Source organism: Paenibacillus kribbensis (genome assembly GCF_001705305.1).
GTDB lineage: Bacteria > Bacillota > Bacilli > Paenibacillales > Paenibacillaceae > Paenibacillus > Paenibacillus kribbensis_B.
In genome coordinates this window covers 211,803-235,573 of the sequence record NZ_MCBP01000006.1, presented here as the reverse complement: position 1 = coordinate 235,573, position 23,771 = coordinate 211,803, and the positions used below count along the sequence as shown (strand labels likewise).

Below are 23,771 nucleotides of genomic sequence, written 5' to 3'. Positions count from 1 at the left end.
CAACAAGATATATGCCATGCAATTGGCTACAATATTTTTAGGCTTCGTCATTTTCGGGTTTTCGGAAAATATTAAAGGACCGGCTATTCCGCGCATACAATTTGACTTTATGCTGAATGAATCGCAGCTTGGCACCTTATTATCCCTGAATGCCCTTGGCTATTTGATCGCTTGCTCCTTTACGGCATATTTAACCAGGCTATGGGGAATTAGGGTGGTAACGGTCACGGCTTTTGCGGTAATGGCTGTCTCAGGTATACTCATTTTTTTCTCGCATCACTATTCCATGTTTTCAGCCTCTTACTTCCTGATGTACATCGGAAATGGAATGCTGGAGATTGGATTAGCCATTCTTGGTGCGCGTATCTTTGTGAAAAACACGGGAACGATGATGAATTTGAGCCATGGTTTTTACGGTCTTAGCTCGACAGTCGCTCCGCTGATCGCGACAGGTCTGATGGAAGTTACGGTCAATGGTTATACGCTGGACTGGCGCGGAATGTATCTCGTTATGCTGTTATTGTCGATATTGCCGATCATTTTTGCGTTGTTCAGCACTTTTCCGGGAGATGATATTCAGCATGAGGAACGTGTTCCTTTAAAAGTTTTGCTGATGGACCCTGTTTTATGGTTTATGGTTCTCATTCTTTCTTTTGGTGTCGTATCAGAACTGGCGGTCGGTGGATGGCTTGTTAACTTTCTAGAAAAGGCTTACAACTGGGACACGGTTACGGCTTCAGGAATGCTGTCTGCCTTTTTCTTATGCTTTGCGCTTGCACGACTTTTGCTAGGCTCGTTCACCGATAAAATCGGGTTTACATTATCACTGATTATATTTTCGGGATTTTCAGCCGTATGCACGTTTGCCGCAATTGTGGGCGGAGAACGCTTAGCCTTCCTATTTGCTGCCGCTGGTGTAGGTATTGCAATGATCTATCCGACAGTTATGGCTTTTATAGCCAGAAGATACCCGAACGGAAGCGATGCAGCCATTACAATTACGGTTACACTTATGGGATTAGGCAGTGTTATCGGTAATTATCTAATTGGGGGAGTAATCGAAATCGTTAAGAGGCATTTCGGCGAAAATTCACAAGTAGGACTGCTTCGCGGACTTCAGGCTGGATATGGAGTTATAGGTTTATGTGCAGCGTTATGCGCGGTTACCGGTATTATTTTATATATTTATTTGTTCAAGCGAAAAGAAATCATTTAGGCAAGCATTTTTTTACGAAAGGAACATTATTATGCAAACAAAAACCGAAAAAGAAAAGATGCTAAGTGGTGAACTTTATTATGGGTCTGATCCAGAGCTGGTGAAGGAACGCTTGAACGCTCGGAGATTGACACGATTGTTCAATCAGTCACTTGAAACAGATGATGAGCAAAGAATAGAGCTTCTAACGGAGCTGCTCGGATCAACGGGCAAGAATTTTTATATAGAACCATCGTTCCACTGTGATTATGGCTATAATATTCATATCGGTGAGAACTTCTATGCGAATTTTGATTGTGTGTTTCTTGACGTGTGTGAAATTCGTATAGGCGACAACTGCTTTCTGGCTCCAGGCGTACATATCTATACCGCGGCTCACCCCTTGGAGGCTCAGGAAAGAAATACCGGAGCGGAATTTGGCAAGCCGGTTACGATCGGTCATAACGTATGGATCGGTGGGCGATCAGTTATCAACCCCGGTGTAAAAATAGGCAATAATGTGGTTGTTGCTTCTGGATCAGTGGTTACAAAGGATGTTCCTGATAATGTGGTTGTAGGTGGTAACCCTGCTAGGGTTATCAAGCAAATTGACAATGGCTCGTTAACAGAGAGATGAGCATAAAAACAGCGGCGTACCAAGGCTTTATTTTTCAAGTCCTGGTACGCCGCTGTTTCATTTTTAGAGCCATTCTAATATATAATTACAAAGGCTGAGGATATTTCTTTCCTTAAAGCCCTGAATATCAGGCAGTTGAACCTAATACTTTATTTTCCGAGGAGGCTTTGGTCCGGCACTCGTCAGAGCAATAGTGCTGATGCTGCTCTTCGCAGTCAGGACATACGATATGCTGGAGATTGCACACTGGACAGTTGATATAATGATCGTTTGGTGTTTCGCAATGGAAGCACTTGCCGACAATAACGTCTTCATCAGTATGGTTGATCGGAATCGAAATCCGTTCGTCAAACACATAGCATTTGCCATCAAACAAACGTCCTTGTACTTCCGGGTCCTTGCTGTAAGTCACAATGCCGCCATCCAGCTGGGCTACATCGTTAAAGCCTTCTTTGATCAGAAGACCGGACAGCTTTTCGCAACGAATACCTCCGGTGCAATACGTCAGGATTTTCTTGTCTTTAAACTGACTCATATGATCACGAATCCACTGCGGAAATTCACGGAACGACTCAACTTCCGGGCGAATAGCTCCGCGGAAATGACCGATATCATATTCATAGTCGTTACGACCGTCCAGTACAACTACATCCTCATCTTGAAGCTGCTCATAAAACTCCTTTGGTGACAAACGCTTGCCACTAATTTCATTAGGATCGAGCTCATCCTCATGACGCAGCGTAACAAGCTCCTGACGATGACGCACAAATATTTTCTTGAACGCATGACCGTCAGATTCATCTATTTTAAAAACGATATCGTGGAATTTCGGATTGGCGCGCAAATCACGAATATACTGCTCCGTTTGCTCTACCGTACCAGACAATGTTCCGTTCATACCTTCCCCGGCAATCAAGATTCTTCCCTTGACGCCCAGTTCCTTGCAGTAAGCCAGATGCTCTGCCGTAAAGGCAGCAGGATCTTCAATACTTACATATTTATAAAACAACAAAATTCGATAAGCATGTTCACACATGTAAAATCACCCTCTGATTCAAGTCAAAGTTTTTTAACAACCAATTTTAAATGTATCACATTCTTTAACTTAGTCAACATAAATGTATAAAAAGTGGAAATGTAAAAGATGACAAGCGACAAAAGTAAGGGGTTACATTATAATAGAGTCATAGTGATAGGTGAATTTCGGTAGCTGAATGAGTTCAATGAGATGAAAGGATGAATGGGAATGCAACATCATTTGGTAGCGCATACACCGCCTATGGGGTGGAATAGCTGGGATTGTTATGGTGCGGCGGTACGGGAAGAGGAAGTACGAGGGAACGCTCAATATATGGCGGAGCATTTGAAAAAATATGGTTGGGAATATGTTGTGGTGGATATCCAGTGGTATGAGTCAGGAGCTGTATCTTCACAGTATCGTCCGTTTGTGCCTTTGGAAATGGACTCATATTCACGTTTGATTCCTGCGGTCAATCGTTTTCCATCGGCAGCAGATGGACGCGGCTTCCAGGCTCTGGCGGAATATGTACACAGTCTTGGCTTGAAATTTGGCATACATATCATGCGAGGGATTCCCCGACAAGCGGTGCATCAGGATACACCGATCCTGGGAACTACGGCAACGGCCAGACAAATTGCGCATACCAACTCTATTTGTCCTTGGAATACAGATATGTATGGGGTGGATGCATCCAAGGAAGGCGCGCAGGAGTACTATAACTCGTTGTTTGACCTGTATGCGGAATGGGGAGTTGATTTTGTCAAAGTCGATGACATTGCTGCGTCCCGTCTCTACGGTATTCATTTGGCAGAGATTGAATTGATCAGGCGGGCTATTGCTGGGTGCGGACGTCCGATGGTATTGAGTCTGTCTCCTGGTCCTGCACCGCTGGAGCATGCATCAGAGCTTATTGCAAACGCTAATATGTGGCGTATGACTGACGATTTCTGGGATGTGTGGCCTTTATTATATGGTATGTTTGAGCGCTGTGAGAAGTGGGCAGAACATGTGGGTTCGGGTCACTGGCCGGATTGCGACATGCTGCCGCTGGGTCATCTGGGTATTCGTTCGGTAGATTCGGTAGAGTCCGGCAGCCATGACCGCTGGACACGCTTTACCAAAGATGAGCAGCTGACCATGATGACCTTGTGGAGCATTTTCCGGTCCCCGCTGATGTTCGGAGGAGAACTGCGGGATAATGATGCATGGACACTTTCGCTGTTGACTAATGAAGAAGTACTGGAGGCTCATCGCAACGGTATGGGTGCGCGGCAGGTTTACAGAAAGGAAGATCATATCGTTTGGACTTCGCATAACGAGGAAGGTCATGTATATGCGGCTTTATTTAATGCTGGAGATGAAGCTTCGAAGGTCCGTTTATCGTTAAAAGACCTTGGTATTAAAGGGCAGGCAAGTGCCAGAGATTTATGGAATCATGTGGATTTAGGCGCGTTGGATCAAGAATTGTCCACAGATTTACCACCTCATGGAGCCGCACTGTTTATTTTAAAATAGTATGCTGTAACGAAGGATATAATCAGTATTTTAATTAAATCACCCTATCGTAATGGATGGCTTTTACGATAGAGTGATTTTTTTGTTGTAGAGAGTAGATGCATTTTCAGTTTATTTTAAGGTATTCGACATGGTTCTTGGGAATTCGACATTTGGAACGTGTTAATTTTAGTAAGTACCTATTTTCTATAAAATCTAATTCATTGCTTTACAAATTAAAAACAACCAGCGCGAGCAGACTCGCGAAAGGGGTCAAATGATGAAATTAAAACTAAGCCGCAAAAATGAACTGGACGAGCCTTGGCCCACTAAACAACAAATACTATGCATCGGGGGAGCCAATTTAGACCGCAAAATTAAGGTTAAAGGTGCATTTCAGCTTCACACCTCCAATCCGAGCAATGCCAGGCGGCAATCCTGTGGTGGAGTGGCTCGCAATGTAGCCGAAAATTTGGGGAGGCTCAGCCAGCAGGTCAGCCTGTTAACCGCAGTTGGCGATGATGCGGAAGGTGAATTTATAGTTGAGCAATCCAGACTTTACATGAATGTGATTCCTTTGCAGGTCAAGGGAGAACCGTCAACCGGGGTTTACACTGCTGTGCTGGACGAGCATGGTGAGCTGGTTGTAGCGACAGCAGAGATGGAGATTTATGATCAGATTCGTCCTTCAGCCATCCTTGGGAATATCCCCTTAATCACCGCATCCCGACTGGTGTTTTTGGACACTAATTTCCCTATGAGTGTAATTGCTTCCACCATACGAATATGCAATGAACATCGGGTCCCGCTTGTTATTTCTTCGGTATCAGCCTCCAAAATGAGCAGACTTCCCCGAAATTTGCATGGAGTGGATTGGATGGTATGCAATCATATGGAAGCTGAAGCCTATTTGGGGATGCAATTTACGGATGATCAGCAACTAATGGACGCAGCCCGAATTTTTCATCAACTTGGAGTTCAAAATGTAATTCTTTTCCGGGGAGTGGACAGTGTTTTATTTGCCTCTCAGGATGGAACTCATGCACAAATTTCCATACAATACATTTCGGAAGTTATTGATGTAACGGGTGGAGAAGATGCCTTTATTGCCGGAATGATATATGGAATTATCCAAGGATACCCTATGGAGCAGGTGTGCCAATTCGGAATCAGTTGTGCCGCCTTAACTATTCAAACGGATCGGACGGTTTCAGAGACTCTATCTCTGAATAAGCTGCATTCCATGTTTAAACAGTTGTACGGCATACATTCGCAAAAGTTTATGTTTTATAAATGTATGTATTTTAAGGAGAAAGATACATAAATAAAAAGAGAATCTAACCTACTTTTGGTGCTGAAACTGTAAAAGGAGCAGGTCGATTGATGAACAATATGAAATACGCCATCGTTTTTTTGCCGCTGTTCCTCCTGTATTTGTTTTTAAAGGGAGGTTCGTTCGTGGCAGGTTTGCTTTATCGAATGATGTACCCAATGCTGCGCCTGCATCGGAGGCTGGATGACGAAATTCTTGCTGTGCGGCACGCCAAACGTATTAGCGTGATCGGTTCGCCAGGGAGCGGCAAAACCTTTTTGGCCAAACGCCTTTCCAAACGGACTCATTTGCCGTACATCTCTATGGATGATTTGTATTGGGGACCGGAGTGGCAGCGGAGCACGGACAAACAATTTCTCAAACAGTTGGAAGAAGTGCTCGAAAAGGAAGAATGGATCATTGAAGGGAATTATCATGATTATTATTTTACCGAGCGGCTCCAGCGCTCTGACACGATCATTGTAATGGATGTTAGTACGATTGAGGCGATAACAGGAGTAATTACACGATCGCTTAATCGCTTTCTTTTCTCTAAGGAGCTGCCCGAAGAAATAGAGCAGGAAGCGGTCCGTATTTGGGACATTTCGCCTCGGTTTGTCCGCTTTGTTTTGGGGTTTCGCAGACGTGTACGACCTAAAATTTGGCCGTCCATTATGCAATATGGCAGCCAACGCAGTTTGATTATTTTGAAATCCAAATATCGTTCATCTCTCTGGATACAACAGGGAGACGATTCACATTAGAGAAGCAAGCAGACGGATTTTGGATATTCAAGCATCAGTGTCTCGTAAAATATGACCTTCACCAAGTGTAATCTCGTAGAAGCCGGCCATTTGACGTGTCTGAAATCGGATCGGTTTGTGCCGGCCGATGATGATAATATTTTGAATATCAGCAGCGCCTTCCGAGGGTAATGAAAAAGCAGTAACATAAGCGAACTCCTCACACAATGTCGTATGAATAGCATTTATCACGTGATCGTGTTCACTTTTACCCATTAAGTTCATGATGATAGAGCCCTCGGTATCCAGCTTTTCTTTGACCAGCTTAAAAAATTCTCTGGATACCAAATGCAGTGGCGTACCCTGCTCCGTGAAGGCATCCAAAATAATATAGTCATAAGCGTCCGATGCCTCCTGCTCCAAAATGCGACGTCCATCCCCAATCGTCACATTGTCTTTATCGTATCCAAAGAAGAGCTGGCTTAACTTCACGACCAGGGCATCCAGCTCTGCAATTCTAAAGTTTTTTTCTGTAAAATGACGAGCAATCGTTCCAATTCCATGCCCGATCACAAATACGTCCTCGAACGAAGGATCGTTCAGCTCCATCAGATGGATGATAGCTCGCGGGTATTCAAACAGAATACGCTGCGGATCATTCAAATCCAAAGCACCTTGAATCGCTGCATTCGAAAATTGCATGACACGGAATGAACCCTTTTCACCGTATAGTTCCGAGGTGTCGTACACCGTGATTTCATGGTTATTACTGCGTTTGCTATACAATACATCCAAGTGATTAATCTCCTTCAAGTCATACTTCACCCTCATATTAGACATTTATGAGCCTGATGTCCATATATTAAGCGGCGGGGCCGTTCTGCTCTTGCCGAGCAAATCCAATCCGTATAATTGTTCAATCATGCGCAGCATGGAAAAATGATTGCTTTTCTCATTGTAGGGGCCATTTTTCAAATGAGCGCCTATGATCACAGTCGGAATTTTGTTTTTGCTGCTCATATCATCTTCATCCCATGTTATAACCAAAAGGCTGTTATGCTGCGGTGCCCAACGAGCATAAGAGGATAAGTGGGCCTGTAGCCATTGATCTGCTTCCCGGATCGTACCGTCGTGCATATCGTGGTTCAGATTGGGAATGACAAAAGAAACCGTCGGCAGTTGATTAAAGTTTTGTGGAAAGCTGGTCAAAGGCATATTGATTGAAGCAGGCAGATTGGTGAAATTCACCCACGGGTTATGTTTACGTGCATACAGGGTTTTCAGATCATATGGACCGGTAAATCCGGTCTGAGGCAGCCCCTCCGAGTAACCCCCAAACGTATATCCATGCTGTATAAGCTGCAAAGCCAGATTGCTGGTGTTCATTTTCTTTGGAGCCAAATCATTGTGGACGCCCTGATTGGAACCGGCAAATAAATCCAGGTAGTTCGGTTGACTTGGATGTTCAATCGCATAATGATTCATCAGATTGACACCTTTTTTCATCAAGTCGTTCATATATGGGGCGGAGGGATTGCCTGAGATTTTTTTCGACGAATGATTTTCTTCTATCACAATGACGATATGGTCAATACGTTGCGGGGATTTGACAGTACTGGCCTGAGATGCTTTAACCTTTACAGAGGAGTCAGCCCAGGCTGTGGATTGAACGGCCTTAGCATCAGAGCGGACAGTAAACCAGCCGACGTGAGACAACATACAGAAAGCTGCCGATAGAGTGATGGCGGTTATCAGTGTTTTCATTTTCAAGAATACAACCTTCTTTCATGATGAACGGCTAACAGAGCCATGTTCATAGAGTCATGATCCAGCTTACACAGGACACATTAAAATATCATGAGAAAAATAAATTGAAAAGATCATTATTTTTTAATGTACATAGAGTAAACTGATTTCTATATCAAGCGTTTGGAAAAAGACGCTCTTGCGCCTGGAAAGGAAAGCTATGAAAAAGATACTCCTGATTGAGGATGAGAAAAACTTGGCCCGTTTCATTGAGCTTGAACTAAAGCATGAATCTTACGAGGTGACTGTCGAGTACGAGGGGCGGAAAGGGTTGGAGTCTGCGTTAAGCGAGGAATGGGACATCATTCTGCTGGATTTAATGCTACCAGGCATCAATGGAATTGAAGTGTGCCGGCGGATTCGCAAAACAAAGCAAACCCCGATCATTATGCTAACTGCAAGGGACGGTGTGATGGACAAAGTGATGGGACTGGACAGTGGAGCCGATGATTATATCCCAAAGCCTTTTGCCATTGAGGAACTTCTGGCCCGGATGCGTTCTTTGCTTCGGCGCAGTGGATTTGTTGAAGATTCCAAGCAAATTACTTACAACGGGCTGGTGCTGGATAGCGAAGCGCGTATTTTGACAAAAGACCAACAGATGATTGAATTGACGAAGCGTGAATTTGATCTGCTGTCCATATTGATGCATAACATCGGACGCGTCATGACTCGGGAGAGACTGCTGGAGCTTATATGGGGTTATGATTCGGAGGTCGAAACGAATGTCGTCGACGTATATATTCGTTACTTGCGTAGCAAAATCGACGAGCCTGGAGAACCAAGCTTTATACAGACATTACGCGGATTAGGGTATGTGATTCGATAATGGCAACGCTAAGAACCCTATTCTCCCGGCTGCCCATCCGTTGGAAATTGGCGGTGTGGTCTTCGTTGCTGTTATGTATTTTGTTTGTTTTGTATAATGGTGTCCAATATTTTACGATTAATCAGTGGATGGTCAGTGAGGGAAAAGTGAGTATCCGCAAAAGTATGAACGAACTCCAAACCCTTTTGCAGGAAAAACACTTGTCTGCTCAGGAAATAGTGAACAGTCGACGTTTTGTTGAGAATTTGAATGATCGGCATCAAATGATCCGCATTTTGAATCAGCAGGGGGTTCCACTGCTCAGCGTCAGCAACGAGCTGCCTGAGGATTGGTTCCTGCCCCAAACAACACATAGCACCCAGATTATGACTGCCTGGCATCTGGAGGATCAGGTCTTGATTATGCGAAGTCCGTTGAATTCAGATCACTTTAGCGGAACCATTGAAATTATAAACAACATGGAAAATATAGAGAAGATTAGTGACAAAATAAAAGGTGTCATGATTGCAGGCGGTATAGGAGCGATTATATTAAGCGCCTTGGGAGGGATTTTTCTTTCACGCCAATTGATGCGGCCAATTCAGTCCATGTCGGATACGATGATCAGAATTCGCAAAAAAGGGTTGCATGAGGAACGTGTGCAAGTATTCGATAACAATGACGAGCTGTCAAATCTGGGGAAAGTATTTAATGAGTTGATTGATCAGTTGGAGCGTTCTTTCCTTCAACAAAAACAGTTTGTTGAGGATGCCTCCCATGAATTGCGCACCCCAATTTCGATTATTGAAGGTCATATCTCCTTATTGAACCGTTGGGGCAAGCACGATCCGGCCATATTGGACGAGTCGCTTCGTGTTTCTGTTCAGGAGCTTGAGCGATTGAAGGGTATTGTAAACGATCTTCTGGAGTTGACGCGAGCTGAATCCAAAAATTTGGAACAGGATGTGCCTGCGATAGATATCAGTCACACCATTCAATATACGCTCACCAATTTTACTATGCTGCATCCTGATATGATATTCCGGGGGGAACTAACTCTCCTCGAACAGGTACAGGTTCATATCACGCCGCAGCATCTGGAACAGTTATTGCTGATCGTGCTGGATAACGCCGTCAAATATGCAGGCTCTTCGAAAGAAATCCTTGTAACCGGAACGCTGGAACAAAACGAGGTTTTTATTCATATTACGGATTACGGAATCGGGATTCCTGCAGAGGACTTGCCTTATTTATTCGACCGATTTTATCGGGTAGATAAGGCCAGAAGTCGTGAGCAGGGGGGGACAGGCCTGGGCCTTGCTATAGCCAAGCAGCTGGTCAAGCGATATAACGGTAACATCAGAGTGAGCAGTACTGAACATATAGGGACAACCGTAACGCTTTGTTTGCCGGCGTACAGGGTCTGAACATACTGGATAAATCAAAGGAGCCCCATAAACCATATCCATGGCTAATGGGGCCTCATCACACTCAAGCATCCTCAGATTGAGGCTTTGTTGATTTGTTCCAAATTTTATGTTCTGCTTTTTCGTACAACTCTAGGCACGAGTCTGCCAATTGCTGAGGACGCTTGAAACGTAGAAGCATAAACTGAGTACTAACTGCGCATAAGGCACCGACCAGCGCACCAGCCGCAACATCCGACGGATAATGGACGCCTGCCCAGATACGAGAGAAACCGATAAGCAGAGCAGCGGCGAGCCAGAACATTCTAAACCTCTTACCGTACAGCCAGAACGTGACCGCCAGTGCAAAAGCTCCAATGGCGTGGTCGCTCGGAAAAGAGGCATTGGCCGGGTGTTTAATGAGCTGAATAACGGTGTGGGTGACGAATGGACGATCCCGGTACATGAGATGTCCGATGATAAAGCTGATCCCCATGCCCAGATTTGCAGATATTGCAGCAGACAAGACCATTTTCCGGTTGAGTTTATTTCTTGAAAACCAGTAGAGAATCAAAGCCAAGGCGAACACATATTGAGCATCTTCGGCGAAAAAACGCATGACTCCATTCAGAAAAGTAAAGGTACTCGCTTGTTCATTGATAAGGTGAAAAATCTGATAGTCCAGGTTGGATAACATACAGGGATACTCCTTTTCTAATGTGATTCGAAAGTAATATGATCTTAACTCTTTAACATGGGAGCACCTTTAAATGAAAATTAGAATTTCATGAGAAAGCGTTTTCTTAATATGACTAAATCGTTTGAACTTGTTCATATGTCCTTTAGGAGATATAATATACAAGGATATAATGAATACCGTTGTGTATATTCATATAGAAAGAGAGCGGGATACTATGGGACGTAAGTGGAATAACATTAAAGAAAAAAAGGCCTCCAAGGATGCTAATACGAGTCGTATATATGCTAAATTCGGTGTGGAAATTTATGTAGCAGCCAAGCAGGGCGAACCTGATCCAGAATCCAATCGGGTGTTAAGAGTCGTACTAGAACGTGCAAAAACGTACAATGTACCGAAAGCGATCATTGACCGCGCTATTGAAAAAGCAAAAGGTGCCGGCGATGAAAACTACGTAGAGCTTCGTTATGAAGGCTTCGGACCCAACGGTTCCATGGTTATTGTAGATGCACTGACGAATAACGTAAATCGCACAGCATCGGATGTGCGTTCTGCTTTTACCAAAAATGGCGGCAGTCTGGGAGTAAGCGGATCAGTAGCTTACATGTTTGATTCAACAGCTGTTATTGGTTTGGTAGGCAAAACTGCTGATGAAGTGCTGGAGCTGCTGATGGAGGCAGATGTAGAGGTACGTGACATCATCGAAGAAGATGAAGCCATTATCGTATATGCAGAGCCTGACCAATTCCATGCTGTACAGGAAGCTTTCAAACAGGCAGGAGTGACTGAATTTACCGTGGCTGAGCTCACCATGCTTGCCCAAAATGACATCTCACTACCAGAAGATGCACAGGTACAATTTGATAAATTGATTGATGCATTAGAAGATCTGGAGGATGTTCAACAGGTTTACCACAACGTAGATTCTGAGGAATAGCTTCTGTTGAACAGATTATAGAAACATCGTATTTCGATACGGTGTTTTTTGTTATTGACAACTAAAATTGTAGGGCGTCACAAACAGAGCCTGATAGCCTGGTTGCGACACCCTTGTCAGTTGTAGACAGACACTTACATAATGCTAGATGTTACCTTCCAGCTATTGAAATCATAGGTCCGTCTCTCTCTATCATGAACCAAATCGAGTTTATTTCCATTATAATTCTGATGCATCCACGGATCATCCAGCAGAGGCCAATTCGCATAATTGACTTCTGCACCCTGAATTTTACGTGAGGTGGCATATACGATTTCCATCTCTTTACCTGTTAAACCTTTATAATAGACCCGGGGATTGGCATCGTTAACACCGCTGAAATCCACTACGGTTTTCGTCAGTACAGCCTCAGCAAAGCAGTTGAGCTCCCTGATGCAAGTACCTCCTGCATAGTCCTTAAGAGGTGCTGTTTCAACGATGACTGCATTTTTTGCCCCGTCACTCCGCAATGCTCTCTGATAACCTCCATATTTCCACGATTCCGTGTCATAAGGCCAAACGTAAGGTTGTGCCGTCCTGACAGCCATCAGCATTTTACCTGTGTGAAAGAATATCCAGCCGTTCCTGTTGAATGGGTCCTGTTCGATCGTTGCTTTAATTCCGTTATATGAAACAGGGCCGTCGATCCATGTATTTGAATTTGTGATATTGTATACTGCAATGAGTGCACCGTCGTCCTGAAGCACTTCCTCCATATTCGTTCCGCCCATCCAATATTCCGAGTTGGACGGATTCAAGTTAATCGGCTCATTGAAGTGTTGTTTCATGAAGAACGTATTTGGTTCGTCACTGTATGTATCCCCCACCCATTTGATGCCCCAACGATGAAGCTGGTTTTGTGCGAGCCGATTGTCCTTTTGACTGAATACGGCGTAATCCGGGGTAATGTAGCTTGTCTTATACGGTTTGTTGCTGTTTCTGGACATACGTTCCTTATGTGTGTAAGTTGTAGAACGGGCTGTTGCTATACGCTTGAAAATGTCTGGTAACTCGTAGCTCGCAACCGTAAATGGAATCGTGGTAAATTTCAGATTGGTTTCATTGCCGAGATATATCGGCTTACGACTGTCTCCAAACAACATCCACAGCAGTACTGCACTCTCATCAAGTGTATATCCCGGCTCTTGCTGCGCATTATATGTTCTGGCCTGACTGGTCACCCAGTACCCATGCAGCCACTCTCCTACGATACTGGCAAAATACCACTCCAACGTCAGTTTGGCCATATTCCGCAATGTCGTATCTTTCAAGTGTTCGGTAATGAACAATAGCGGTCCTACATGATGGATAAAATATGTTGGAGAGTCGTATTCAAAGTACCCCTGTTTTGTAATTGTGGGAAGTTCGGACAGCAGATAGCTTCTGGCGATGGTAGCATAATTCACCGGATAATCTGGCCATTCTTCCGCTCCGACAACCCCGACTGCTGCGTACATGAGTCGTTGATTTTCTGTATTTCCCAACAGAGCCGTCCCATCGGCATTCAAAATGTTAAAACTGAGCATTTTTGCTTTTACTTTATTCTTTAATTCAGGTGTGTAATACTTTTTAAACTTCATATAAGCTTCCATTACGTTAATTCCCCAGAACATGTCTTTGTTCCGATCCAAATGAATGTTGACGTAGGTAAGTCCAGTGCTGATATTTCCTTTGGAAAATTGCGCCATAGCCGCATAACCACCGACCTTTCGCCCCTGATCGTACTCATTGTAAGGGTAGCCCAATGCTGCTACATCATCGATTACGATCTGTTTGCGCTCCTGTATTGAGTTTGTTAAAATCTCATTTTTAACCATAATTACAACCACTCCTCTAATAATAGAATAATAACGCGAAAATAGTATGAATTTAACAATGTGAGGGAAAGAGAAACCTAAACACAAATTTGGCTGGGACTTGCTGATTATAATTGTTAGAAGAGATTGTTTTTTGTAATTATAAGGCATTTGTTTATTAATTTCAATAATTTACTATATTATATTTTGAACAGACAATGCTAAAAAAGATATAGGCTACCGACTAAAGTCAGAGGGCCTATATCTTTGTATATAAAGTAGCTATGGATAACGAATCGGTACAAATGATTAACTTGCGTTTAACTCCGGTGATTGTTTCATTTTAGAAGCATTTAGAGTAGTATAGATAATTAAAGCTATAAGAATTGTAACCAGTACCAGCGAAGATCCCATAGTACCTAAATCCAAACCTCCCTTTGCGTGTGATTTGGTAAGAAGGTCTCCGAATGTCGCTCCAAAAGGACGTGTTAATACAAATGCTAACCAGAATAGAAATACTCGTGAGACATTTGTAAAATAAGTTAATAGTAGAATAATACCCAGCAAGCCCCCTATTAAAGCCGCTCCTCCTACAAATCCAAGGCCGGAACTATCCGCCAAAAAATCACCTAAAGCTGTTCCCAAAGTGTTTGAGAACAAGATGGCAATCCAATAGATTACTTCTACTTTCCGTGTAGTAATATTATTGACGTTCAATGATCGCTCACTAAAATACCAAAATGAAAAAATGGCTAACAATATACATACTAAAATGAATGATCCGGTTGCATAACCCAATCCTAGGCTACGATCCATGTAGTCTGACATGGTTGTGCCAGCAGTGCTCGTTGTAAGAATTACAGTCCAATAAAGAAATGGATGGTACTTCTTAGAGAAAAGTTGAAAAATAAGACTAACTAAAAAAATACTAAACAAAATCATGGAACTAATGGCATAGCCTACATTAAGAGTTTGTGACAATAAGTCACCCGCGGTTTCACCCAGCGTAGTAGCGCAAATCTTCATAATCCAAAAAATGGCCGTAACTTGTGCGATTTTTTGCATCTTTATTTCTCACTCCCCGAATTTTTACAGCATTTTGTTTTTATAAAATGCCATTTGCGTAACTATATCCGGAGATCATTAAATTCGCATTAGAAAGCAGTAAGAAATGAATGAGGATATGCTTAAGAATACCCTGGATACTTGACGACAGGCCATTTGACCTTCCGTAATTTTGAGGTCACATCGGTGCCAACATGTAAATTGCTCTGAACCAGTTCTGTCGGCGTGAGAGCCATCCATTGATTCAACGAAACATCTGCAAAACGATCACTTTTAAATATTTCTAGAAACCAAAGTGTGTTGGTGCCTGTATTCTGAATGTAATGGCCGTAAGCAAAAGGCACATATCCAACATCCCCGGCTCTGAAATCAAACGTACGGGCTGCACCATTACCGCCAAAGACAGTCATCCGTCCTTGCCCGGCAAGATAGTATTGCCATTCGTCATTATTGGGATGCCAGTGCATTTCCCGCATGGCCCCGGGTTCAATCTCAACTAGAGCAGCGGCGATGGTTTTGGATATTGGAAAATTGGAGGAATCGACGATTCGTACACTTCCCCCTGGTGTTTTAATCGGGGATTGAGCGAGTAATTCATGCTTAAAGGATTGAGGAACCATACCGTAGGGAGAGGACACCGCTTGGCTTTGAAGAGAACCGGGAACGGCATCCTGATAGATGTATACTTGGTCTTGAGGAATCGCTGCAAAATCAGCTTCTGGAACACCAAAATTGGCAGACAGTACATCTTTAGGGGTATGTGCGAACCAATCGGAGATGGATAAAGTGTTTAAATCCGAGAAGCTGCCATTATCAAAGACCAGCAAAAACTCACAACCGTCCTCAAGACCCTGTATAGAATGCGGAATGCCGGGGGGAAAGTACCAGAGATCGCCTGGGCCGACATCAGCAATAAAATTACGCCCATTTTGGTCGACAGCCGTAATGCGGGCACTTCCCAGCAGCATATAGGACCATTCCGCTTGCTGATGCCAGTGAAGCTCGCGGACGCCTCCAGGCGTCAAACTCATATTCACTCCGGCAAGGGTTGTGGCAATGGGTAATTCCCTGACAGTCACTTCTCTTGACCACCCACCATGATTAAGCTGCATATGGGCGTCTGAAAAAGAAAATCTCATGTTCGGAATGAGTCCATTATCCGTTACGGGTGGGACGAGCATATCGGGATTTTGCAAATCCCTCATCACATCACGAGGGCCCTTGTCGATGCCCCCAGCGCCATCGCTTCTAATGGGCTGTGGAACTCCACCATTTTTCGAGCAGTCATTATACATGATTTGATCTTCCTCTCCAGGTTGAAGCTAAGGATAAGAAAAATACGCATAAAGATTTTATGAGCATGTGGAGAGTTTTATGCTGTATGGGTCAGATCTGCAAACTGTGCCTGAATAATTTGAGCCAAATCCTGTGGATTCACCTCCAGTTGGGTTCCAATTTTTCCAGCGCTTACAACGATGGTTTCCAGCTCCAATGCGGGCTGGTCGATAAAAGTGGGGTAGAGCTTTTTCATTCCAATCGGCGAACAGCCGCCGCGAATATATCCTGTATGCTTTTGCAGATCTTTGACTGGAAGCATTTCGATTTTTTTCTCTCCCGCGGATTTGGCAGCCTGTTTAAGATCAAGCTCTTTATGTACAGGAATCACAAAAACAAACAAACTTTGTTTGCTGTGTGCAACCAAAGTTTTAAAAACCGCTTCCGGCGCTCTATCGATCTTTTCAGCTACGTTCATGCCGTCTATTTTTCCATCTTGATGATCATAACTCAAAATATTGTAGTTTATGTGCTGCCCGTCCAAAATACGCATGGCGTTTGTTTTGCTGGTGCTCATCTTACTTCTTCCTTCCCTAATCAGCATAAGCGTACTCCCAAAATGACACACTGAAAAATTAGCTCAATATGAATAGTATAGCACAATGCTTTTTCCGCCAATTGAAGAATAGCTATTTGGAGATCATAGCATGATAAGCACTGGAAGTGTGCCGCGATAGTCACTGACCTCTGGAGTTAAAAAAATACTTGACATGAAACGCGTTACAATACTTAAGATTCAATTAGAAGTATTTTAGAACACATTAGCATAGAGGAGACAAATTCCTATCCTTGTTAATGAAAAAATATCAGCAAAGGCGGAGAGAACATGAGTACACAGTTTCCAAAAGATTTCCTGTGGGGCGGAGCAGTTGCTGCGAATCAGCTCGAAGGCGCTTATCAAGAAGATGGAAAAGGCTGGTCCATTCAGGATGTAACCCCTCGTGGTGGTTGGGGACCGGTTACGGATGTACCAACAGAAGATAATATGAAGTTGATCGGTATTGATTTTTATCATAATTTTAAGGAAGATATCAAGCTTTTTGCCGAAATGGGCTTTAAAGTGTTCCGTACTTCCATTGCCTGGTCGCGTATTTTTCCTAAGGGTGACGAGTTGGAGCCGAACGAAAAAGGCCTGCAATTTTATGATGATTTGTTTGACGAGCTTCATAAATACGGTATTGAACCTCTCGTTACATTGTCTCACTATGAGACACCTTTACATCTGTCCAGAGAATACGACGGCTGGGTAAACCGCAAGCTGGTTGATTTTTATGAGCGCTATGCTACGACCGTATTTAAGCGCTACAAAGATAAAGTAAAATACTGGTTGACTTTCAATGAAATCAACTCCATTCTCGAAGCTCCATTCATGAGTGGCGGGATTAGCACACCTAAAGATCAGCTTAGTGAGCAAGATCTTTATCAAGCCATTCACCATGAGCTTGTGGCGAGTGCAAGAGCGGTAAAAATCGGTCATCAAATCAACCCTGATTTCAAAATCGGTTGTATGGTGCTAAGCATGCCTACTTATCCACTGACACCTAATCCAGACGATGTGATCGCTGCAATGGAGTTTGATCACAGAAACATGGCCTTTGCGGACATTCATGCAAGAGGTCAATACCCAGGCTACATGAAACGTTTCTTTAAAGAAGAAGGAATCACGATTCATTTTGAACCGGGTGATGCCGAAGATTTGAAGCATACCGTTGATTTTATCTCGTTCAGCTATTATATGAGCACTTGTGAGACAGCCGACGAAGCTAAAAAAGTCAAAGGTGAAGGCAACATCCTCGGTGGTATCAGCAATCCGCATCTTGAGGCTAGTGAGTGGGGCTGGCAAATTGATCCGCAAGGTCTGCGTTATGTGCTGAATACGTTCTATGATCGCTTCCAAAAACCACTCTTCATCGTTGAAAATGGTTTGGGCGCCGTTGACGAGCTTATCACCAATGAAAAAGGTGAAAAAACCGTTGAAGATGACTACCGGATCAACTACCTGAATGATCATTTGGTTCAAGTTGGGGAAGCGATTGAGGACGGAGTAGAGGTTATGGGCTATACGTCTTGGGGCTGTATCGACCTTGTCAGTGCTTCGACTGCTCAGCTTAAAAAGCGTTACGGCTACATTTATGTAGACCGTCATGATGATAGCAGCGGTACACTTGAAAGATACCGGAAAAAATCGTTCCACTGGTACAAAGAGGTTATTGCCACGAACGGCCAAAGCCTTAAACGTTAATTTATAAATAAACCGTGAAAACGACGGTTATACAGCGACCGCTTCCCTCTAGGCAGGGAGCGGTCGTTAGGTTTTTTCGTATGAAAAGTACATAATACAAACCAAATGCTGACCAGCACCTGTGAGCTTCTTAGCTGATAATTTTGTTACTGACGAGTAATTGCCAGAAGGGATATGATGCGGTCAGGAGTATATTTTTAAATAGAGCATTTTCAGAAAGGAAGAATAAATATGAAATTGATGTGTATATCAGATATTCACGGCTCGCTTCACTGGTTGCAGTTGGCGCTGCAAAAGTTCAAGGAGGAGAAAGCCGACCGTCTTGTCCTGCTCGGAGATTATATGTACCATGGACCGCGCAATCAACTGCCGGAGGGATATAACCCAGCAGAAGTAGCTGCTTTGCTGAATCAGCACAAGTCTCATATTGCGGTGTCTGTCCGCGGAAATTGTGACGCAGAAGTGGATCAAATGCTGCTTGAATTCCCGATGATGGGCGATTATGTCCTGTTATACCATGAAGGGCGGCGTATTTATGTCACCCATGGACATGGATTCAGCATCGGGAATTTACCTCCTCTGGAAGCGGGGGATGTATTTATTCAGGGACATACCCACATTCCGGTGGCGGATGTAGAAAAAGGGGTATTTGTTCTAAATCCGGGCTCTATCTCGTTGCCAAAGGAAAACTATCCGCCATCTTACGCTTTACTGGAAGAAGCACAGTTTACAGTGAAGGATTTTGAAGGAAATACGCTTAAAGCCATCACATTTTCAAAGTAGTTACTCCGATATGAATGTAAAATATTCAAAACTTTTAGGCTCTGATTGAGACAAAGATCATATTATTGTATGATAGGAGCGGAGTCTTCAGGCTTCATATTATGAAAAAGAAAGAGAGCTTCAATACATGCAAATTAAGGATTCACATTATAAGATGCCACCTGAATGGGCGGCGCATGAACGCACGTATATTTCCTGGCCGGTACAGTCTTCTATGGTTTACCCGGATATGCATGCTGATGTATGCAAAGGCTATGCCGGAATTGTACGCGCTATGGCAGAATTTGAACCGGTTACCGTGGTTGTAAATCCGGAGGATCTGGAGAGCGTTCGGGCGCTTGAACTTGGGGAGAGGGTAGAACTGCTGCCAATTGAGCATAGTGATGCGTGGTTGCGTGATAACGGTCCTACCTTTCTCACGAACGAACATGGCCAACTGGCAGGTGTGAACTGGAAGTTCAACGCCTGGGGCGGCAAATACGCTCCTTGGGACCTGGATGACCAGGTAGCACCGCAAATTTTGGACAAGCTTGGCGTACCGCGGTTTGATGCACCGCTTGTGATGGAAGGCGGCTCATTGCACGTAGACGGCGAGGGCACACTGATTACAACGGAAGAGTGTCTGTTAAATACGAACCGCAATCCGGAGCTAAGCAGAGAAGATATTGAACGATACGTGTGCGAGTACACAGGGGCTGAGAAAATTATCTGGCTAAAACGTGGACTGAGTGGCGACGAAACGGACGGTCATGTGGACAATATTGCTTGTTTTGCTGCTCCCGGTAAGGTCATTATGCAAGTATGCGATGATCCTGAGGATGAAAATTACGAAATTACACAGGAGAATCTGCGTATTCTGGAGCAGGCAACGGATGCCAAGGGCCGCAAGTTGGAAGTGATTCGGATCGGTCAGCCGCCGCGTGTGGATTATGAAGATAGCCGATTGACACTGAGCTATATTAACTTCTACTTTGTGAACGGCGGGATTATTTTGCCGGTGTTTGGCGGCACTGCCGCTGAGAGCGATCTTGCAGCCCAGCAGGTGCTGGCCAAAGTATTCCCGAATCGCACGATCCGCACTGTAGATGGTATGGCGGTTATTCGTGAAGGCGGCAACGTGCATTGCACGACTCAGCAGATGCCTGCTGTAAAACGCTAAGCGATACAATATCAAAGAGGAGGACTAAAGTGAGAAAAGTAAAAGTAGCAGCAACCCAAATGAGCTGCTCTACCAATATCGAAGAAAATATAAGCAAAGCCGAAAAGCTGGTACGTGAAGCGGCAGCACAAGGTGCGCAAATTATTTTGCTGCAGGAATTGTTCGAGACTCCGTATTTCTGCCAGAAGGAAAAGTCTGATTATTATGTATATGCAACCGAGCTGGAGCACAACAAGGCGATTAACCATTTCAAAAAGATCGCCAAGGAATTACAGGTGGTGCTGCCAATCAGTTTTTATGAGAAGAAAAACTACGCGCGCTACAACAGCCTGGCTGTCATTGATGCTGACGGTGAAGTGTTGGGTAAATACCGCAAAAGCCATATCCCGGACGGTCCGGGGTACGAGGAAAAATTTTATTTTAATCCGGGCGATACCGGTTTTAAAGTCTGGAATACACGTTATGCCAAAATTGGAGTAGGCGTGTGCTGGGATCAATGGTATCCTGAGGCGGCCCGTTGTATGGCACTGATGGGCGCAGAAATTTTGTTTTATCCGACAGCTATTGGTTCAGAGCCGCAGGATTCTTCCATTGACTCCAAGGATCACTGGCAGACCTGCATGCTGGGTCATGCTGCTTCCAATCTGATTCCTGTTATTGCCTCCAATCGTATTGGAACTGAAACAGATGAGGATTCCAGTATCAACTTCTACGGCTCGTCCTTTATTGCCGGGCCTCAAGGTAACAAGATAGCAGAGGCTGGCCGTACCGATGAGGAAGTGCTTACTGCCGAATTTGATTTGGATGAGCTGGAAGTAGGACGGATTGAATGGGGGATTTTCCGCGACCGTCGTCCAGAACTGTACAAAATGATTGCTACCTATGATGGTGAATTGAAATTGTAGTGGAATAGAAGTAGAAGTGGAATAGAAATAGAAGTATAATCTTTGTCTGTACAAAAGGAACATTCCTCATTGGTTTGTTCCTTTTTTGTGTCTAGCTCCAATTATCTATAGATTGAAACTATAGTTTTGTACATAAAATAGCATTAGAATTTATGAATTGAATGATATAAAATCAAGTCATAAGGAATGATCGTACTCAACAAAATCTCGATATTCTTTAAAGTGAAAAAAATCACATATAAGAATCTTTAATGAAACCTGAAAATGAAATTTGCAAACTCGCAAGGAGGAAGAACAATGAACCACTATCCTGCTATCTTTGAACCTCTGACCATACGGCGGATGACGTTGAAAAACCGGATTGTAATGCCCCCCATGGGAACTAACTTTGCTGCAATGGATGGGAGCTTTGTTCAGGATCATATTGATTATTACGTGCAACGGGCCAAAGGTGGAACCGGCCTGATCACCGTAGAAAATGTTTGTCTGGATTTCCCGATGGGGACGAACGGTACAACCCAGCTGCGTATGGATAATGATCAGTTTATTCCCGGACTGTTTAAATTAACAGAAGCCTTACACTCCTACGGCGCTTGTGTTTCAGTCCAAATTAACCACGCAGGTGCTTCCGCTTATGCCGGGCGATTGAACGGAGTTCAGCCTGTATCTTCTTCGAATATTCCATCGAAAAAGGGCGGAGCGATTCCTAGACCATTGGAAAAAGAAGAAATCTACACCATTGTACGCAAATACGGAGAAGCAGCAGGAAGAGCGCAACGGGCCGGATTTGACTGTGTTGAAATTCATGCGGGACATTCCTATCTGCTAAGCCAGTTCCTGTCCCCGATGTATAACAAGCGTACGGATGAATTTGGCGGCAGCGCAGAGAACCGTACCCGTTTTGCCAGATTAGTCATTGATGAAATTCGTTCGGTGGTTGGCCCATTTTTCCCTATATGCTTGCGATTTAGTGCAGAGGAGTTTACAGAAGGCGGCAACACGTTGGAAGACACACTGGAGTTGTTGGAGTATCTGAATGATGAGGTAGATATTTTGAACGTGTCTGCCGCTTTGAATGATTCCATCCAGTTCCAGATTGACGGAATGAACCTGCCAGATGGCTGGCGCTCTTATATGGCCAAAGCTGTAAAAGAAAAATTCGGGAAGGTCACGATGACCTCAGGTAATATTCGGAGCCCGCAGGTTGCCCAGGATATTTTGGTAAGAGGCGACGCTGATCTTCTGGCTATGGGTAGAGGGTTGATCGCAGAACCCAACTGGGTGGTTAAAGTACAGAATGGCTACGAGCATTTGCTTAGAAAATGTATTTCCTGCAACATCGGTTGTGCTGATCACCGTATTTCCAAAAGCAAACCGATCTGCTGTACGGTAAATCCTGATCTGTTCAAAGAAGCTGAATACCGTAAACAACGCGTTAAGAACAGTATCAATGTTGTTGTTATTGGTGGGGGTACCGCAGGGATGGAAGCGGCATGTACGGCAGCCGAAGTGGGCTGCAAAGTAACCCTTTTTGAAGAAAAAGTAGAGCTGGGTGGTCTGGCTCGTGATATTGCCCGTCTGCCGGACAAAACACGTATCAATGATTTTCCTGATTATTTGATCCAGCGCACCAAGCAGTTAACGAATCTGAACATCGTCACTGGGACCCGGGCTGATCTGCCGATGATTACTGCTTTGAATCCTGATATTATTGTCAATGCCACGGGGGCCAAACCGCTGCTTCCACCCATTGCAGGTCTGCATGAGCAACTGGGCAAGCCAGGTACCAAAGTGTTCTCCATCTTTGATCTTTTGTACAATATAGAGAAGTTCCGGGAGTTTGAAGGCAAACGTATTGCTGTAGTCGGTGGCGGAGCTGTAGGGTTGGATGTCGTCGAATATTATGCAGAACGTGGAGCAGAAGAAGTTTCGATCATTGAGATGATGCCGTTACTGGGCAAAGACCTGGATATGATTACGCGGATTTCCATGATGAAAATGGTAGAGGAGCGGAAAGTAAACGTCCATACAGAAACGGCTTTGACAGAAGTGTGCAGCGACCGCTTCAAAGTAAAACACGGCGAACAGGAGTTTGAGATTCCATTTGACCTTGGGTTCGTGTGCTTGGGCATGCGTTCATATAGTCCGCTGATGGACAGCTTGCTCGAATATGGTAAAGAACATCAGGTGGAAGTTGTTAACATCGGGGATAGCAAACAAGCTCGTCGTATTATTGATGGTACCCGGGAAGGCCGCAATATTTTAAAAACCATCCAAAGGGTAGACGCATTCAAAAATGAGTTTTCGTTTTCTTATTAATTGACGGTACAAAAGTACTAAGTATGATCATAGCAGCTCACTTGCTAATAAGGTTGAAGAGACAGCACTGTC

At 44.1% G+C, this 23,771-nt stretch carries 21 protein-coding genes; 13 read left to right on the top strand and 8 right to left on the bottom strand.

Features of this window, described 5'->3' with window-relative positions:
* Window positions 1–16 precede the first annotated feature (16 nt).
* Together BAZ21_RS13815 and BAZ21_RS13810 are read left to right on the top strand one after the other, a co-directional pair.
* Entirely contained in the window at window positions 17–1,216 is a 1,200-nt protein-coding gene (locus BAZ21_RS13815; RefSeq protein WP_068501678.1) for an MFS transporter, read from the top strand.
* A gap of 31 nt (window positions 1,217–1,247) precedes the next feature.
* Window positions 1,248–1,832 carry a sugar O-acetyltransferase gene (locus BAZ21_RS13810; RefSeq protein ID WP_068501501.1) on the top strand — a complete coding sequence of 195 codons (585 nt, stop codon included), beginning with the start codon at window positions 1,248–1,250 and terminating at the stop codon, window positions 1,830–1,832.
* Window positions 1,833–1,959: 127 nt separating this feature from the next.
* Here the strand turns inward: BAZ21_RS13810 and trhO are convergent, their stop codons facing one another.
* A complete protein-coding gene (gene trhO, locus BAZ21_RS13805; protein WP_068501498.1) occupies window positions 1,960–2,868 on the bottom strand; it encodes an oxygen-dependent tRNA uridine(34) hydroxylase TrhO in 909 nt (302 codons plus the stop codon).
* Between the two features lie 210 nt (window positions 2,869–3,078).
* On the opposite strand from trhO, the gene BAZ21_RS13800 reads away from it, so the two are divergent.
* The 3 genes from BAZ21_RS13800 to BAZ21_RS13790 all read left to right on the top strand — a co-directional run bounded on the left by BAZ21_RS13800 (window position 3,079) and on the right by BAZ21_RS13790 (window position 6,423).
* A complete protein-coding gene (locus BAZ21_RS13800; RefSeq protein WP_068501494.1) occupies window positions 3,079–4,368 on the top strand; it encodes a glycoside hydrolase family 27 protein in 1,290 nt (429 codons plus the stop codon).
* 259 nt (window positions 4,369–4,627) lie between these two features.
* A complete protein-coding gene (locus BAZ21_RS13795) occupies window positions 4,628–5,671 on the top strand; it encodes a carbohydrate kinase family protein (protein ID WP_068501491.1) in 1,044 nt (347 codons plus the stop codon).
* 59 nt (window positions 5,672–5,730) lie between these two features.
* Complete coding sequence (locus BAZ21_RS13790; protein ID WP_068501488.1) at window positions 5,731–6,423, top strand: adenylate kinase; 693 nt, start codon at window positions 5,731–5,733, stop codon at window positions 6,421–6,423.
* 27 nt (window positions 6,424–6,450) lie between these two features.
* Here the strand turns inward: BAZ21_RS13790 and BAZ21_RS13785 are convergent, their stop codons facing one another.
* Window positions 6,451–7,215, bottom strand: coding sequence for a spermidine synthase (locus BAZ21_RS13785; RefSeq protein ID WP_084011637.1), 765 nt, complete (start codon window positions 7,213–7,215; stop codon window positions 6,451–6,453).
* Window positions 7,216–7,242: 27 nt separating this feature from the next.
* Window positions 7,243–8,166 carry an alkaline phosphatase family protein gene (locus BAZ21_RS13780; protein WP_256021043.1) on the bottom strand — a complete coding sequence of 308 codons (924 nt, stop codon included), beginning with the start codon at window positions 8,164–8,166 and terminating at the stop codon, window positions 7,243–7,245.
* Between the two features lie 202 nt (window positions 8,167–8,368).
* On the opposite strand from BAZ21_RS13780, the gene BAZ21_RS13775 reads away from it, so the two are divergent.
* The gene (locus BAZ21_RS13775) at window positions 8,369–9,037 is read left to right on the top strand and encodes a response regulator transcription factor (RefSeq protein WP_068501480.1); all 669 of its coding nucleotides are present in this window, start codon (window positions 8,369–8,371) and stop codon (window positions 9,035–9,037) included.
* On the top strand, window positions 9,037–10,443 hold the full coding sequence (locus BAZ21_RS13770; protein ID WP_068501475.1) for a HAMP domain-containing sensor histidine kinase: 1,407 nt from the start codon (window positions 9,037–9,039) through the stop codon (window positions 10,441–10,443). Before BAZ21_RS13775 ends, BAZ21_RS13770 begins: the two co-directional genes overlap by 1 nt.
* Window positions 10,444–10,507: 64 nt before the next feature.
* Here the strand turns inward: BAZ21_RS13770 and BAZ21_RS13765 are convergent, their stop codons facing one another.
* A complete protein-coding gene (locus tag BAZ21_RS13765; RefSeq protein ID WP_068501472.1) occupies window positions 10,508–11,119 on the bottom strand; it encodes an undecaprenyl-diphosphatase in 612 nt (203 codons plus the stop codon).
* A gap of 217 nt (window positions 11,120–11,336) precedes the next feature.
* On the opposite strand from BAZ21_RS13765, the gene BAZ21_RS13760 reads away from it, so the two are divergent.
* Window positions 11,337–12,056 carry a YebC/PmpR family DNA-binding transcriptional regulator gene (locus tag BAZ21_RS13760; RefSeq protein ID WP_068501673.1) on the top strand — a complete coding sequence of 240 codons (720 nt, stop codon included), beginning with the start codon at window positions 11,337–11,339 and terminating at the stop codon, window positions 12,054–12,056.
* A gap of 134 nt (window positions 12,057–12,190) precedes the next feature.
* Here the strand turns inward: BAZ21_RS13760 and BAZ21_RS29000 are convergent, their stop codons facing one another.
* The 4 genes from BAZ21_RS29000 to ybaK form a co-directional block, all read right to left on the bottom strand.
* Window positions 12,191–13,912, bottom strand: coding sequence for a hypothetical protein (locus BAZ21_RS29000; protein WP_068501469.1), 1,722 nt, complete (start codon window positions 13,910–13,912; stop codon window positions 12,191–12,193).
* Between the two features lie 288 nt (window positions 13,913–14,200).
* Entirely contained in the window at window positions 14,201–14,956 is a 756-nt protein-coding gene (locus BAZ21_RS13750) for a COG4705 family protein (protein ID WP_068501466.1), read from the bottom strand.
* Between the two features lie 122 nt (window positions 14,957–15,078).
* Window positions 15,079–16,251 (bottom strand): oxalate decarboxylase family bicupin, encoded by a 1,173-nt coding sequence (locus BAZ21_RS13745; RefSeq protein WP_068501463.1) that lies wholly within the window; start codon window positions 16,249–16,251, stop codon window positions 15,079–15,081.
* A 77-nt stretch (window positions 16,252–16,328) separates the two neighbouring features.
* The gene (gene ybaK, locus BAZ21_RS13740) at window positions 16,329–16,808 is read right to left on the bottom strand and encodes a Cys-tRNA(Pro) deacylase (protein ID WP_068501461.1); all 480 of its coding nucleotides are present in this window, start codon (window positions 16,806–16,808) and stop codon (window positions 16,329–16,331) included.
* A gap of 309 nt (window positions 16,809–17,117) precedes the next feature.
* Here ybaK and BAZ21_RS13735 point away from each other — a divergent pair, with 309 nt between their 5' ends.
* The 5 genes from BAZ21_RS13735 (at window position 17,118) to BAZ21_RS13715 (ending at window position 23,699) form a co-directional block, all read left to right on the top strand.
* Window positions 17,118–18,533 carry a glycoside hydrolase family 1 protein gene (locus BAZ21_RS13735; protein ID WP_068501458.1) on the top strand — a complete coding sequence of 472 codons (1,416 nt, stop codon included), beginning with the start codon at window positions 17,118–17,120 and terminating at the stop codon, window positions 18,531–18,533.
* A 231-nt stretch (window positions 18,534–18,764) separates the two neighbouring features.
* Entirely contained in the window at window positions 18,765–19,316 is a 552-nt protein-coding gene (gene yfcE / locus BAZ21_RS13730) for a phosphodiesterase (protein ID WP_068501455.1), read from the top strand.
* A 127-nt stretch (window positions 19,317–19,443) separates the two neighbouring features.
* The gene (locus BAZ21_RS13725; RefSeq protein WP_068501453.1) at window positions 19,444–20,475 is read left to right on the top strand and encodes an agmatine deiminase family protein; all 1,032 of its coding nucleotides are present in this window, start codon (window positions 19,444–19,446) and stop codon (window positions 20,473–20,475) included.
* A gap of 29 nt (window positions 20,476–20,504) precedes the next feature.
* On the top strand, window positions 20,505–21,380 hold the full coding sequence (aguB, locus tag BAZ21_RS13720; protein WP_025718236.1) for an N-carbamoylputrescine amidase: 876 nt from the start codon (window positions 20,505–20,507) through the stop codon (window positions 21,378–21,380).
* A gap of 297 nt (window positions 21,381–21,677) precedes the next feature.
* A complete protein-coding gene (locus BAZ21_RS13715) occupies window positions 21,678–23,699 on the top strand; it encodes an NAD(P)/FAD-dependent oxidoreductase (RefSeq protein WP_068501449.1) in 2,022 nt (673 codons plus the stop codon).
* The last annotated feature ends 72 nt before the right edge of the window (window positions 23,700–23,771 follow it).

Bases quoted from the DNA above. Each gene is read 5' to 3' on its own strand.
- BAZ21_RS13815 (WP_068501678.1), top strand. From the start codon at position 17: ATGCAATTGGCTACAATATTTTTAGGCTTCGTCATTTTCGGGTTTTCG.
- BAZ21_RS13810 (WP_068501501.1), top strand. From the start codon at position 1,248: ATGCAAACAAAAACCGAAAAAGAAAAGATGCTAAGTGGTGAACTTTAT.
- trhO (WP_068501498.1), bottom strand. From the start codon at position 2,868: ATGTGTGAACATGCTTATCGAATTTTGTTGTTTTATAAATATGTAAGT.
- BAZ21_RS13800 (WP_068501494.1), top strand. From the start codon at position 3,079: ATGCAACATCATTTGGTAGCGCATACACCGCCTATGGGGTGGAATAGC.
- BAZ21_RS13795 (WP_068501491.1), top strand. From the start codon at position 4,628: ATGAAATTAAAACTAAGCCGCAAAAATGAACTGGACGAGCCTTGGCCC.
- BAZ21_RS13790 (WP_068501488.1), top strand. From the start codon at position 5,731: ATGAACAATATGAAATACGCCATCGTTTTTTTGCCGCTGTTCCTCCTG.
- BAZ21_RS13780 (WP_256021043.1), bottom strand. From the start codon at position 8,166: ATGAAAACACTGATAACCGCCATCACTCTATCGGCAGCTTTCTGTATG.
- BAZ21_RS13775 (WP_068501480.1), top strand. From the start codon at position 8,369: ATGAAAAAGATACTCCTGATTGAGGATGAGAAAAACTTGGCCCGTTTC.
- BAZ21_RS13770 (WP_068501475.1), top strand. From the start codon at position 9,037: ATGGCAACGCTAAGAACCCTATTCTCCCGGCTGCCCATCCGTTGGAAA.
- BAZ21_RS13765 (WP_068501472.1), bottom strand. From the start codon at position 11,119: ATGTTATCCAACCTGGACTATCAGATTTTTCACCTTATCAATGAACAA.
- BAZ21_RS13760 (WP_068501673.1), top strand. From the start codon at position 11,337: ATGGGACGTAAGTGGAATAACATTAAAGAAAAAAAGGCCTCCAAGGAT.
- BAZ21_RS29000 (WP_068501469.1), bottom strand. From the start codon at position 13,912: ATGGTTAAAAATGAGATTTTAACAAACTCAATACAGGAGCGCAAACAG.
- BAZ21_RS13750 (WP_068501466.1), bottom strand. From the start codon at position 14,956: ATGCAAAAAATCGCACAAGTTACGGCCATTTTTTGGATTATGAAGATT.
- BAZ21_RS13745 (WP_068501463.1), bottom strand. From the start codon at position 16,251: ATGTATAATGACTGCTCGAAAAATGGTGGAGTTCCACAGCCCATTAGA.
- ybaK (WP_068501461.1), bottom strand. From the start codon at position 16,808: ATGAGCACCAGCAAAACAAACGCCATGCGTATTTTGGACGGGCAGCAC.
- BAZ21_RS13735 (WP_068501458.1), top strand. From the start codon at position 17,118: ATGAGTACACAGTTTCCAAAAGATTTCCTGTGGGGCGGAGCAGTTGCT.
- yfcE (WP_068501455.1), top strand. From the start codon at position 18,765: ATGAAATTGATGTGTATATCAGATATTCACGGCTCGCTTCACTGGTTG.
- BAZ21_RS13725 (WP_068501453.1), top strand. From the start codon at position 19,444: ATGCAAATTAAGGATTCACATTATAAGATGCCACCTGAATGGGCGGCG.
- BAZ21_RS13715 (WP_068501449.1), top strand. From the start codon at position 21,678: ATGAACCACTATCCTGCTATCTTTGAACCTCTGACCATACGGCGGATG.